The organism is Aeromonas sp. QDB18, assembly GCF_027705325.1.
Lineage (GTDB): Bacteria > Pseudomonadota > Gammaproteobacteria > Enterobacterales > Aeromonadaceae > Aeromonas > Aeromonas caviae.
This window is the reverse complement of record NZ_JAPDBQ010000119.1, coordinates 1-13,381: the sequence shown is the minus strand read 5'-3', so window position 1 is coordinate 13,381 and position 13,381 is coordinate 1. Positions and strand designations below refer to the sequence as shown.

Sequence of the window (13,381 nt, the reverse complement as noted above, 5' to 3'; positions counted from 1 at the left end):
CCAGCAGATCATTTTGGAGGTATTGGGTGAGCGCTATCGGCAAATTTATTCCTAAATCAGGTGCGGAATGTCGGATGGATGGCAGCGCAAGACAGGGAGTTGTCATGGAGATACATGAAATACGGCCGGGCATGACCTGCCTGACCCGTGAAGGGACAGCCTATGTGCTGGAGGTGGACAGACAGAGTCTGCTGGTGCTCTTGCAACGGGAGGATGAGACCATCCCGGTACAGGTGCGCAGCGATGACATTCTGGGACCCATTGCCGGCGACTAGGGAAGGAACGTGACGGAGGGCGACCACAGAGGCCCTCCCTTTGTTGCAAGAACGCCCATCCCTTCGGGACGTGCCAGCCTCGTCAGAAGGGAACCAGAAAGAGCAGCTCGGCCAGGTCGGGCTGCCACTGCCACTCCCGCATCCTGACCCGCCCGCCAATCACGGGCACCCCCTCCTCCTGCAGCAGCCCCGCTTGCTTGTCAAAGCCTGCGGATCCTTTTGGCAGCGAAATGGTGCCTGCCGCCCCCAGCACCCGGTGCCAGGGCAGCACCTTGTCGGTCTCCCGCAAGACTTTTCCCACCAGTCGTGCCCGTCCGGGCAGGCCCGCGAGATCCGCCACCTGGCCGTAGCTCACCACGCGGCCGGGGGGATCAGGGCGAGGATCGCCTCGATGCGGGCCGTCTTGTCCAGGGGGGGCGCGTTCGTTCTCATGATGATGGCTCGTCAAAAACAGCAGAAGCGCCATTGTGGCGCTTCTGTCATGGGGCTTGCAATCTGTCAGCCGAAGGTCTGGCTCAGTCCCCTGAGCTCGCGGGCCCGCCTGAGCAGCTCCTGGCTGGAGTCGTCCACCGCCTGGATCTTCTGGCTGTTGGCGCGGGAGTATTCGGAGATCTGGTGGATGTTGCGGCTGATCTCCTCCACCACCTGCTGCTGCTGCTGCTGCTCCGCGGCGGCGGCGATCTGGGTGGAGAATTCGGTCACCTGATCGATTTCCCCCAGCACCAGGTGCAGGTTGCCTGATCCCTGGCGGGTCATCTCGACACATTCTCGGGTCTGGGCCAGGTTGTCCTGCATCATGCCCTGCCAGCGCTCCAGGGTGTGCTGGATCTGGCTGATGCTGCCCTGGATCTGCTCGGTCGCCTTGTGGGTACGGGTCGACAGGGTGCGCACCTCGTCCGCCACCACCGCAAAGCCGCGCCCCTGCTCGCCGGCACGGGCGGCCTCGATGGCGGCGTTGAGGGCCAGCAGGTTGGTCTGCTCGGCGATGCCCTGGATTTCACCCATCACGCTGCCAATGCGCTCCGACTCGCTGGCGAGCTCCACCGCGGAGTGGAAGGCCTGCTCCGCCTGGCTGGCCAGCCTGGTCATCTGCTGCTGGGTCTGGTCCAGCTGTTCCACCGTGCTCTGGCAACTGCTGCGCGCCTCGGTCACCTGGCCGTTGGTGTCCTGGATGTTGCGGGCAATCTCGTGGGCGGTGCTGGCCATCTGGGTCATGGCGGCCGCCATCTGCTGGGTCTGGGCATCCTGCTCGTTGATGTCGAGGAAGGCGCGGTGTGAGGAGTCCTGCAGATCGGTTGCCAGGGCCTGAAGCGGATGGGTGGCATCGTCGACCCGCCCCAGCACGGTGCGGATCCGGGCTTGCAGCATCTTCAGGTGAAAATCGGCGATGGCACCCGGGGCATCCCCCGAATAGACCAGCCGGGTCAGGCTGTCATATTGCTGACCGAGCTGCCTGAGATAGCGGGGCAGGGCGATGAGCTCGCGCCAGTAGGCGCCCGCGATGGCGAGGGGGGGAAGCAGCATCAGCAGCGCGGTGAGGGGGCCCTGGGTGAGGGCGGCCCAGACCAGCAGCGCCAGCAGCGGCAGGCCGAGCATCAGCGGCCTGAAACGGCGCAACGAGGGGCGGGCCGGGGTGCCCCGTTGCTCGGCCGAAAGCAGGGTCCGATAGGCCTGGGCGGCAGCCTGCTTGAGCTGGGGGTCGGGCTTGCAGCGCACCGACTGGTAGCCGCTTATCTTGCCGTGCTCGTAGATGGGGGTGACGTAGGCGTCGACCCAGTAATAGCGGCCATCCTTGCAACGGTTTTTCACCACTCCCCGCCAGGGGTTGCCCTCCTTGAGGCGATCCCAGAGGTCGGCGAAGGCGGCCTTGGGCATGTCGGGGTGGCGAACCAGGTTGTGGTTGTGGCCGACCAGTTCATCGACCTGATAACCGGCGATGCGGCAGAAGGCGGGGTTGGCGTAGGTAATGACGCCGCGCAGATCCGTGGTGGAGACGAGTTGCACGTCGGCGGGAAATTCCACTTCACTGTCCACGACCTGGGCGTGTTTGCGGGCCATAAGGGTAAGCTCCGATCTGTTTGCTGATTGTTATTGTGGCGGAACCGCAGGGAGATGCATCCCCTGTCTGGTTTCATCGGGGGCCTTATTTTGCCAACAAAGGCAGATGAAAAGTAGGGGCTAGGTTGGGTTTTTGTTGTCGGTGGGTAAAAAAACGGCGACCAAAAGGTCGCCGAAAAGAAAAAGATAACACTACCTCTGTGGCACCCGGTAACGCACTTGCAACTGGTCGAGGATGTGCAGCTGGCCGGGCAGACGGGCGACGAAGTGCTCCCACACCTTGCGGGCGGGAGTGCTCCAGGCCACCTCTGCCGTGGCCAGCATGCGCGGGAACAACATGTAGTCGAGACGATCGCGAGAGGTGATCAGTTCCGACCACAAGGGGCTCAGCACCCCCAGGATGTTATCGTTGGCATGGAAATCGGCCGGGGCAGGATCGCATGCATGCACCTGCGCCAGGTTGAGGGTACCCGCCCAATAGAGTCCCGGCTCGTGGATGTCCTGACTCCAGGCGAGATCCAGATAGAGGTGCTGGGCAGGCGCCATCACCACGGGGTAACCGGATGTGGCGGCATCCAGGCCGGCCTGGAAGCTGGTCCAGGCGAAGACGGTGGCCTCCCGGCTCACCTTGTCACCGTGCAGTATCTCCTCCCACCCCAGCATCTGCTTGCCCTTGCTGGCCAGGTATTGCTGGCAGTGGCGCAGCAGGTGCCCCTGCAGCTCGCGGCAATCCTGATACCCCTGCTCGGCCATCAGCTGCTGGCAGGCGGGACTGTCGGTCCAGACGCCGGTGGGCACTTCGTCCCCCCCCATGTGAACCTGACTCCCTGGGAAGAGATCGCACACCTCGTCCATCACGGCGTCCAGGAATCGGTAGGTACCGGGCAGGGCCGGGTTCAGCACGTTGTCGTCGAAATATTGCACCGAGAGGAAGCGGGAGCGGTCTGCCTCTTCCACCAGCAGCTCGGGCAGCGCCTTGATGGCGGCGTGACAGTGCCCCGGGATGTCTATTTCCGGAATGATGGTGATGCCAAGCCCGGCGGCGTAGGCGACCAGCTCGCGCACCTCGCTCTGGGTGTAGTAGCCGCCGTAGGGATCGGGGCCGCCGCTCAGCTGGGGCCCCACCGCCAGGCCATGGCCGCGCCAGGCTCCCACGGCGGTCAGCTGGGGGAAGGCCTTGATCTCCAGGCGCCACCCCTCGTCATCGGTGAGGTGCCAGTGGAAGCGGTTGAACTTGTAGAGGCTCATCTGCTTGAGCAGGCGCTTGAGGGTGGCGATGGAGTGGAAGTGGCGGGCACAGTCGAGGAAGATGCCGCGAAAACCGAAGCGCGGTATATCCCGCACCGTCAGGCAGGGCAGGCTCTCTCCGTGTTGCAGCGCCCACTGGGCCAGGCTCACCAGTCCGTGTCGCCAGCCCGCCTCGCCGGCGGCCCGGATGACGATCTCCTCAGGGGTGATGGTGAGCTCATACCCCTCGGGGGGAAGTGTCGCCTCGACGAGGTGGATCTCCGCATCGTGATCCTGGGTCAGGGCCAGGCCTGTCAGCTCGTTGAAATGGGCGAGCAGGGAGGCGAGGGGAACGGGGCCGTCGACGTGGGCCCGCTCGGCCAGCCGGAAGTTGCCTTCTGTATAAATCAGGTGGGCGGGCTGGGGCACGAGGCCGTTGACGGCCTCCACCGGTGGCAGATCGGGGCCCGGGGAGGGCGGGTTGGTCAGGCCAAGGTCTTCCCCCTCCAGCACCAGGGGTTGCAGCTGTCCCTTGCTCTCCAGGCTCAGGAAGAAACCCTTGGGCATATCGGAGTCATGCTTGAGCGGGGTGTTGCGACAGCAGAAGCGCAGCTCGCTCACCCCCTCGTGGGGCACCATGACCTTGTAACTGCCGCTCTGGCGCTCCAGAGCGCCTCCTTCGATCGAGTGGGGATCGATCTGGCGGGCGAGGCAGAAGTGGAGTTTCCAGGGGGCTGCTGGCAGTTGGCTCAGGGTGAAGCGAAACCAGACATCGTCACCGTCACGGTGATCGACCCGGGTGTGGATCAGGGGTGCGGACATGGGAATTCCTCTGATGGGGTGAAGGAAACGGGAACCTGTCCCGCAGGTGTTGTCGGCCCGGCCAGGCTCAGGGATGCAGACATGGCAGCGCCTCCGTCCTGGCAAACAGGATGGCCCCCTCCAGCGCATCGCGCTTGGGGGCGACCAGATGGAAGTGGCCCAGACGGGGGGCGAGGCGCGTGCCGATGCCGCCCAGCAGGGCGATCCGGTCTGCCCCGAGCTGGGTCATGCCCTCCAGCAGCATGCCGAGCTGGGCACAGGTCTCATCCAGCAGGGCGGTGGCGAGCTCGTCCCCGTTGCTCGCGGCATCGAACACCCAGGGGGCGAAACGGCCATAGTCGGCCGTGATGGCGCGCGCAGCCCAGCGCACCACCTCGGCCTGATCCCGCTTGAAGTGATCCATCAGGCGCACCGCCAGGGTGCTGGGGGGCAGGATGCCGTCGTGGCAGAGCAGGGATTGCTGGATGGCGCGCAGCCCGAGCCAGGCGCCGCTGCCGAGATCCGAGACGGGGAATCCGCGACCCGAGCAGGTGCGAAGGCGTCCCTCCCGGTAGATGAGCCCCGCCGAGCCGGTGCCCGCGATCAGGATGGCCCCCTCCTGGCCGTCGAAGGCGCCGAGGCAGGCACCAAAGGCATCGGAGGTGAGCTTCACCCGCGCAAACGGGAAGGGCATGGTCAGCATGGCGTGGTAGCAATCGGCGAGCTCGGCGGAGGCGAGTGCGAGCCCGACTCCCATCCGTTGTTCGCTCTCCCTGGGCAGACCCGCGTCGATGCGGGCCTGATCGATGGCAGCCAGCACATGGCCGTGGGCGAGGGCGATGCCCAGCTCCAGATTGGAGCCGGCGGCGCGCCCCTCGCCGAGCAGCTTGCCTGCGTTGTTGCGAATGCGGGCCCGGGTGTGGGTGCCGCAGCCATCCACCCCGACCCAGAACTCAATCATGGGGGCCTCCCTGCGCGCTTTGCCAGGTGATGGTCAGGGTAAACCTGGCTGGCGGTATGGAGGATCCAGGACTCTCCCCGGTGCCAGTGATGTGTGAACCGCTCTCAATCATGGTGGCCTCCTTGTGCGCTCTGCCAGGTGATGGCCAGGGCGAACCAGGCGGCGTGCGGGATCCATTGCTCCCCCCAGCGCCAGTTCTGATCCAGCCGATCCTTGTACGCCTCTGGAATAAAGGCCACGTCATTTTCGTCATCGAAGCCGGCGGTGATGCCGTTGCAGATCCCCCCCTGTGCATTGGGGTAGCCGGCGGTGTATTCCGGGTTGTTGATGCCCTGACCCGCCAGCATGCAGGCGTTGAAGGGGTTTCTCCCCAGGATCCAGTCGAGCTGCTGCTGGCCGAAGGTGCGCAGCAGTGCGCTCTGCCCGGGCAGGTGCTGTGCGGCAGCAAATGCCATGGTGGCGAGCGATGCCAGCCGGGCGTTCTCCCCCTGCCACCAGTAACCGGATTCGTTGTGGTGGGGCATGAAAAAGCTCACCCGGGGCGTCTCATCGACCCCTTTCACATACTGGCGGGCGAGGGCGAAGGGATTGCCTGCCCGGGCCGCGAGAGCCAGCTCGGCGGCCAGGGCCTGCTCGGCGACGGTCCGGGCCGCCCACTGGCGCGCCGGATCCGGCTCGATGGCGAGATACTCCAGCAGCGCCAGCACCGGCAGGCCGGCCTCGGCGGCGTGGTAGTAGGGGCGAGAGCCATCGTCGTTGGCGGCCCAATGGTGGCCGAGATCGGGATGGGCGCGCTGGCGGGCGCACAGCCGGCCGGCCCGATCCCGCGCCTCGGCGAGCCACTCGGCGCCCAGCGTTCTGGTGAGCTCGACCGCCGCCAGCAGGGCGCAATAGTCGTCGATGATGTTCTCGACCCCGTCATCCAGGTAGGCGAGGTTGTGCTCGCGCAGGTGCAGGTAGCCGCGTCTGGCCGCCTCGGCGTACTGGCTTGTGTCAAGGTCGCCGCCAATCGGTTCCCGGGCGGCGATGGCCATGCCGCCCCCCTGGCGAAAACCCGCCTGCCAGCGGGCGGACTTGATCCCCTGCTGGGTCGCATAGGCGCACAGCTCCCGCTGCTCGGGATCCTTGCTCCACTTGTCGAACAGGGTCATGTAGAAGAAGCCGCGCTCGTCCTGCATCCGGCAGAGAAAATCCGCCCCGTGCAGCCCCTCGTCATTGAGCCGTTTGCACAGGTTCATCCCGTCGATGTCGCGACGTGTCGCCAGTAGTTCCCGGCACTTGAGCAGGGACCAGACCACCATGGGGGTCTGCTGGGGATTGAGGTAGTTGGCGTAGGAGAGGTGACTCAGGTACTTGCTCATGTCGCCGCTGGCGTCGAACCAGCCGCCATGTACGTCCCGGCGCTGATCGGTGCCAAACAGGCGTGCCCTGCGGTCGGCCCGGTCGAAGGTACCGCTGGCGCGTTGTCCCTTGAAGTAGTGGATGACATTGGAGAGGCAGCGGCGCGCCAGCAGCCCCCGGCCGATGGCAAAGGGGGGGGAGCGCACCAGGCGCTCCTGCGCTCCCGTGGTCACGACGGCCTCCAGCCGGTAGTGGCCGGGATCGGTGAAGGCGGAGAAATCGGCCCGCCAGTAGTGGCGCCCCTGCCAGCCGGGGACGCATCCCGCCGCCACCAGCGGCGTCTCCAGCAAAAGGTGGTCGTCCTGCTGGCGCAGCAACCTGACGTGGCCGCGAATATCGAGGTCGGCGCCGCACTGCAGCAGGGCGCTCTTCTCCCCGTCACATTCGTAACCCACCTGGTTGATCAAAAGTTCCATCAAGGTCTTACTCCGAAGGCTCGCCGCTGGGGGGCGAGGCTCATTGCGGGGCCTTGCGGCCCCGACGCGAGGCATGGCCGGGCGACGGCGCCCGGCCGCGGGCCTGCTTACCCCTGTTCGTGGAGGTAGCAGCGCACGAAGTGGTTGTCGGCGAGCCGGGTCACCGGCGGCAGGCTCTCCTTGCAGCGGGGCATGGCCTGATGGCAGCGCCCGGCAAAGGGACAGCCACGGGATTCCGGGGTCCAGAGCGGGATTTCCCCCTTGCGACCTCCCTCCAGCTCGGCGTGGATGCTCTTCTCGGGGTCCGGCACCGCCGAGATGAGCAACTGGGTGTAGGGGTGCTGGGGGTGGTGCAGGATCTCGTCCACCTCTCCCCACTCCACCATGTGACCCACGTACATCACCGCCAGATCTTCCGCCACGTAGCGGGCGGTGGCGATGTCGTGGGTGATGTAGAGCATGGAGACGCCGAGCTCGTTCTTCATCTGCTCCATCAGGTTGAGGATGCCGATGCGAATGGAGACGTCGAGCATGGAGGTGGGTTCGTCCGCCAGCACCACTTCCGCCTCCACCGCCAGGTTGCGGGCGATGTTGACCCGCTGGCGCTGGCCGCCGGAGAGCTGGTGCGGGTACTTGGCCGCGGTGGCTTTGGCGGGGGTGAGCCCCACCTTTTCAAGGAGGCCATAGACCATGTCGGGCAGATCCCGCTTGTCGCTCACCTTGCTGTGCAGCAGCAGGGGGCGGGCGATGTGGTGGTAGATGGTGTGGGTCGGATTCAATGAACCGAACGGATCCTGCCACACCATCTGCACGCTCTGGCGATAGTCCAGCAGGGCGGTGCCCTTGTTGAACTCCTCGAGGTCGCGGCCACGGTAGAGGATGCGGCCGTTGGAGAGCTTGTACATCTTGGCGATGATCTTGGCGATGGTGCTCTTGCCGGAGCCGGATTCCCCCACCACTGCCAGGGCGCGGCCCCGGTGCAGGTTGAAGGTGATGTCGGACAGTGCCCGCATCTTGCCGCTCTTGATGGCATTGGAGTTGACGGCGAAGTCCTTGTAGAGGTGCTGGACCTCGATGATGGGCGCGTCGGTTTGGGCGATTTGCATGACAGACATCCTTAACAGCCAGCGGCCTTGTCCAGATGGATCGGAAGATCCGGTTGTTCCTCTGCTGCCTCATGAAGGTGACAGGCAGCCTGTTGGCCGGGCCGGATCTCGGCCAGCCGGGTGTATTCCTGGCGGCAGCGCTCGTGCACCTTGGCGCAGCGTGCCTGGAAGCGGCAGCCCACCGGCACCTCCAGCAGATTGAGTGGGCTGCCAGGGATCCCCTCCAGCACGGTCTTGGGCCCGTGCAGGGGGGGGAAGGAGTTGCCAAGGCCCCGGGTGTAGGGGTGCAGGGGCGCGGTCAGGATCGCCTTGGCCGGCGCCACCTCCACCAGTTCCCCCGCGTACATGATGCCGATGCGATCGCAGAACTCGACCATGAGTGAGAGGTCATGGGTGATGAAGAGGATGGAGAAGTTGAACTTCTCTTTCAGGGCATAGACCTTCTGCAAAATCTCCCGCTGTACCACCACATCGAGCGCCGTGGTGGGCTCGTCCATGATGAGCAGCTCGGGGTTGAGGGCCATGGCGATGGCGATCACCAGCCGCTGGCGCATGCCGCCGGAGAACTGGTGCGGGTAGTCCTTGAGCCGGCTCGGGTGAATGTCGACGATCTCCAGCAGCTCCTGGGCGCGCTTGATCGCTTCATAGCGGGTCATGCCGGGGTTGTGGGCCAAGAGCACGTCGCAGAACTGCTCCTCCATGCGCAGCACGGGGTTGAGCGCATTCATGGCGGACTGGAACACCACGCTCGCCTGGCGCCAGCGGTAGCTGCGCAGTCGCTCGTCGTCGAAGCCGAGGATGTTCTCCCCCTTGAACAGGATCTCGCCGCCGCTGATGTAGGCGGGCGGTTTGTGCAGCCGGGCCACCGAGAAGGCGACGGTGGACTTGCCGCAGCCGGACTCGCCGGCGAGGCCGAACACCTCACCCGGCATGATGTCAAAACTGACCGAATTGACGGCGCGCACGTCGCCGCTCTAGGTGATGTAGTCGACGCAGAGCTGGCGCACCGACAGCAGGGGTTGTTGCGGCTTCATGCTGTCTTCTCCTGAGCAGTGATGGGAGTGGCAAGCTGCTTCCAGCGACGCAGGCCCTTGTGGGAACGAAGCTGCGGGTTGGCAATTTCGTCGATGGCGAAGTTGAGCATGGCGAGGCCCGCCCCCAGGGTGGCGATGGCGAAGCAGGGGGCCAGGATCTCCCACCAGGCGCCCACCAGGATGGCGCTCGAGGTCTGGGCGTTGTAGAGCATGATGCCCCAGCTCACGACGGTGGGGTCGCCAAGGCCCAGGAACTCCAGGGTCGCCTCGGTGACGATGGCGTAGATGATGGACCCGATGAAGCTCACTCCGATGATGGAGATGAGGTTCGGCAGTATCTCCACCAGGATGATGCGCCAGGCCGGTTCACCCAACACCTCTGCGGCGATGACGAACTCCTTCTCCCGCAGGGCCAGGGTCTGGGCGCGGATGACCCGGGCGCCATAGGCCCAGGAGGTCAACCCTATGATGAGGGCGATCACCATGGGGGAGGCTTCTCCGATGAAGCTTGCCAGCACCAGCAACAGGGGGAGGTTCGGGATCACCAACACCACGTTCATCAGGAAGGTGAGGCACTCGTCCACCACGCCGCCGAAGTAGCCGGCGGTGATGCCCACCGTAATGGCCAGGGCGCACACCAGCAGGCCTGCCCCGAAGCCCACCATCAGGGAGATGCGGGCGCCGTTGGTGAACTGGGCCCAGAGATCGTGGCCCATGCGGTTGGAACCCATCACCAGCTCCACGCTGGGGGGCTGGTGGGGGCGGGCGACCCGCTTGGTGGGTTCGTTGCTGGCGAGCAGCGGGGCGAACAGGGCCATCAGCACGAAGGTGACCACGATGGCGAGGCCGAAGGCGGCCTTCTTGTTGCCCAGCAGGATTTTCAAGATAGTCGGCATACGCATCTTATTTGCCTCCTGTACGCAGACGGGGATCCAGGAAGACGTAGAGCACGTCCGCCAGGAAATTGAAGCTGAGCATGGTGATGGTCATGATGAGCAGTTGCCCCTGGATGAGGGGGTAGTCACGGGCCAGGATGCCCTGATAGAGGGTCAGTCCCAGGCCGGGGTAGTTGAAGATCACCTCGGTGATGAGGGATCCCCCGATGACGAAACCGAGTGCCATGGAGAGGGCGGTGACGCTGGGCAGCACGGCGTTGCGGGCGCCGTAGTTGAAGATCACCCGGTTGTTGGAGAGCCCCTTGGCCTTGGCCATGGTGATGTAGTCCTCGCCCAGGAGGTTGATCATGTTGTTGCGCATGGTGATGAGAAAGCCTCCTACCTGCACGGCGGCCAGGGTGCCCACCGGCATGATGGCGTGCAGCAGGATGCTCTTGATGTGCTCCCAGCCAAAATCGGCGGGGATCTCGGGGCTGTAGGCGTAGCCGATGGGCAGCCAGCCGAGGCTCACTCCGAACAGGAAGAGGGCGAGCAGAGAGACCACCACGGGGGGGATGGCCTGCATCACCAGGGTGAGCGGGGAGAGGATGCTGTCCATGCGTCCGCCCCGGTACCAGGCGGCGAAGATGCCGACGATGGAGCCGATGGAGAAGCTCAGAATGGTGGAGGTGCCCACCAGGAACAGGGTCCAGCCGATGGCGCGGCCGAGGACGTCGGCAACCGGTTGGGGGTAGTAGCGCACCGAGGTGCCGAGATCCCAGGTGAAGACGCTCTTCACATAGGTGAGAAACTGGGTGCCGATGGGGCCGTCCACGAAACCGAAGGTGGCTTTGAGGGCTTCCAGCGCGGCGGGTTCCATCATGGCGCCGGCCCGGGCAAACATGACGGAGACGGGGTCCCCCGGCATGGCTCTGGGTAGCAGGAAGTTGATGGTGGCGGCCACCAGGAAGGCGACCAGATAGAAGGAGAAGCGTCTAAGTATAAATCCCATGGTGATACCTTTTACTGCAAGCCTGCCCCGCGCCGGGCAAAGCTCCCCCAACCCCGGCAAAGACGGGGGATGGAAGACATGGCGGGGAAGAGGGCCCCCCGCAGGGGGCCGGGGTGATTAGCTGTTTGGCTTGAGTGACAGCACGTGCAGCAGACGCTCCGGGGTGTCCGGGTGAACCTGCGGCTTGGCGACCGGGTTGTCGGCACTGAACCAGCCGTTGAAGCGCTTGGTGCTGTATTCGTACCAGGTCGGGTTGTTGAACACCGGGATGATGGTCTGGTTGGCCCCGACACGCTCCTGGATGGCGAACATGATCTCCTTCTGCTTGGCCGCATCGGCGGTCTGGGTGAAGTCGTCGATCAGCTTGTCGAGCTCGGGATCCTTGTAGCGGGGCGCCGCGAAGCGGTTGCCGCGCTCACCCATGTTGCGGGAGTGGAAGGCGGTCTCGAAGTACTTGTGCGGGTTGGCACCGGCAAAGTAACCCGCAGGGCGACGTCGAAGTCACCGGTGATCAGGGACTCGGTCCAGACGGTGGCTTCCGGGGTGGCGGTCTTGGCGTTCAGGCCCAGGGCCTGCAGGCCTTCGACCCCGATCTGGACGGTGTTGACCCAGTCGGTCCAGCCGTTCGGTACCAGCACCTTGAACTCGATCTTCTTGCAGCTCGGGGTGTCGAGGAACTTGTCGCCGTCACAGTCCTTGTAGCCCGCCTGTTTCAGCAGGGCCTTGGCCCCTTCCAGGTCGAACTTGTTGCACTTGCCGTACTTCTTCTCGACGTCCGGGTTGTCCCAGGAGGCGAATGCCTTGCCAAGTCCTGACGGGTACTCGTTGACGGTGGGGTAGCCGTAGCCCGCAATGTCCACCATGGACTGGCGGTCCATGGCCATGGAGAAGGCGCGGCGGAAGTTGATGTCATTGAAGGCTTCGTGGTTGCCCGGGTTCTTGCTCTGGAAGTTGACGTTGAACGCCACTTTGCCGGAGGCGGGGAACCAGTACTTGTTGTTCTTGGGATCGTTGCCGACGTAGAGACGCTCGATGTCCGGCACGAAGGAGCCGAACCAGTCCACGTCACCCTTCATCACGGCGGCCAGTACCTGGTCGTTGGTGGCCATCTGCGGCATGCGCAGGCAGTCGATGGAGAGGCTGGCGTTGTCCCAGTAGTGCGGGTTGCGGCACTGGGTGTAGAGCTGGGCGGAGAAGTTGTCCACTTCGGTGAAGGGACCGGTCCCGACCGGCTTGTCGTTGGTGAAGGCCACCGGGTCTTTCACCGACTTCCACTGGTGCTCCGGTACGATGGGCACCAGCACCAGGTCGTTCACCACGTTGGTGTTGACCTCGGCCAGGTCGAATTTGACCTTGTGGTCACCCAGTTTCTCGACACCCTTGATCTGAGTCCAGATGGAGCGCTCGTCCAGCGCCTTGTTGGCCTTGACCAGGTTGAAGGAGAAGAGGATGTCGTCGGCGGTGAAGGCTTCACCATCGGACCACTTGACCCCTTCGCGCAGGTCGAAGGTGACGGATTTCAGATCATCGCTGAAGGCGTAGTGGGTAGCCAGACGATAGACGGGTTTGCCACCGTGCATATCGTTGAAGATCACCAGCGGCTCATAGATGAAGTGACGGGTGGTGTGGAGCAGACCCGCTTGCAGGAAGGGGTTGAAGTTCTTGACCCATGCGGTTTCCTGCTGGGCAACCAGGGTCAGCACCGTCTTGTTGTCGGCGGCCATGGCTGTGCCGGTGGCACCGGCAAGCAGAGTTCCCAGCATGACTGAGGTTGCGATTTTGGATACTTTGGCAAGCATATTTTTTCCTTTCTTATTGGTCTTCCATGGTTTTGGAATGGAGCACCGACATCGCATGCTTGGATACCGGCCCTCGCTGTTGGTCAGGTTTTGCACCCTTGTAGTTGTGTCGTCCAACGCCCTTAGAAAAGCAGAATTAACAGGAAAACAACAACTCTTCATTTCGTCGATATCGTAAAAATTGCACGGCGCACGTCATTATCGTCAAAATGTATTTTTAATCCTTTTAAATTATACAGTTGCATTAATTCTCACAAAGTAAAAAGTCACCTTGCCACTCCCTGTGACAACGATAATGTGAGCTGGATCGTGCTCGTTTTTTCCCCGTTGACACGGCTTATTTTTGGTTCATCGCGGCTTTCCGGGGAAGGCCGCCTTGATTTTCAGAAAAAAGTATTCTGAGTCCCTAAATCCAT

8 protein-coding genes and 3 pseudogenes are annotated in these 13,381 nt (G+C 63.9%); 1 reads left to right on the top strand and 10 read right to left on the bottom strand.

What is annotated here, in order from left to right:
- Nucleotides 1–104 precede the first annotated feature (104 nt).
- On the top strand, nucleotides 105–275 hold the full coding sequence (locus OKC30_RS15865) for a hypothetical protein (RefSeq protein WP_164882955.1): 171 nt from the start codon (nucleotides 105–107) through the stop codon (nucleotides 273–275).
- An 82-nt stretch (nucleotides 276–357) separates the two neighbouring features.
- On the opposite strand, the pseudogene OKC30_RS15860 reads toward OKC30_RS15865, so the two are convergent.
- From OKC30_RS15860 to OKC30_RS15815, 10 genes and pseudogenes are all read right to left on the bottom strand, one after another.
- Nucleotides 358–707 (bottom strand): annotated as a pseudogene (locus OKC30_RS15860) (MGMT family protein).
- 66 nt (nucleotides 708–773) lie between these two features.
- The gene (locus OKC30_RS15855; protein ID WP_160838100.1) at nucleotides 774–2,333 is read right to left on the bottom strand and encodes a methyl-accepting chemotaxis protein; all 1,560 of its coding nucleotides are present in this window, start codon (nucleotides 2,331–2,333) and stop codon (nucleotides 774–776) included.
- 192 nt (nucleotides 2,334–2,525) lie between these two features.
- Entirely contained in the window at nucleotides 2,526–4,382 is a 1,857-nt protein-coding gene (locus OKC30_RS15850) for a beta-N-acetylhexosaminidase (protein WP_160838102.1), read from the bottom strand.
- 67 nt (nucleotides 4,383–4,449) lie between these two features.
- The gene (locus OKC30_RS15845; protein WP_270664596.1) at nucleotides 4,450–5,322 is read right to left on the bottom strand and encodes a BadF/BadG/BcrA/BcrD ATPase family protein; all 873 of its coding nucleotides are present in this window, start codon (nucleotides 5,320–5,322) and stop codon (nucleotides 4,450–4,452) included.
- Between the two features lie 104 nt (nucleotides 5,323–5,426).
- Nucleotides 5,427–7,139, bottom strand: coding sequence for a glycoside hydrolase family 9 protein (locus OKC30_RS15840; protein ID WP_160838106.1), 1,713 nt, complete (start codon nucleotides 7,137–7,139; stop codon nucleotides 5,427–5,429).
- 107 nt (nucleotides 7,140–7,246) lie between these two features.
- Nucleotides 7,247–8,245, bottom strand: a complete 999-nt coding sequence (locus OKC30_RS15835; protein ID WP_039040529.1) for an ABC transporter ATP-binding protein — start codon at nucleotides 8,243–8,245, stop codon at nucleotides 7,247–7,249.
- Nucleotides 8,246–8,256: 11 nt separating this feature from the next.
- A pseudogene (locus OKC30_RS15830) lies at nucleotides 8,257–9,279 on the bottom strand (ABC transporter ATP-binding protein).
- Nucleotides 9,276–10,181: an ABC transporter permease gene (locus tag OKC30_RS15825; RefSeq protein WP_010673904.1), complete on the bottom strand. Its 906-nt coding sequence runs from the start codon at nucleotides 10,179–10,181 to the stop codon at nucleotides 9,276–9,278. The pseudogene OKC30_RS15830 and the gene OKC30_RS15825 overlap by 4 nt, the downstream one beginning before the upstream one ends.
- A gap of 1 nt (nucleotide 10,182) precedes the next feature.
- The gene (locus OKC30_RS15820; RefSeq protein ID WP_270664593.1) at nucleotides 10,183–11,166 is read right to left on the bottom strand and encodes an ABC transporter permease; all 984 of its coding nucleotides are present in this window, start codon (nucleotides 11,164–11,166) and stop codon (nucleotides 10,183–10,185) included.
- A 117-nt stretch (nucleotides 11,167–11,283) separates the two neighbouring features.
- Nucleotides 11,284–12,965, bottom strand: a pseudogene (locus OKC30_RS15815) (ABC transporter substrate-binding protein).
- Between the last annotated feature and the right edge of the window lie 416 nt (nucleotides 12,966–13,381).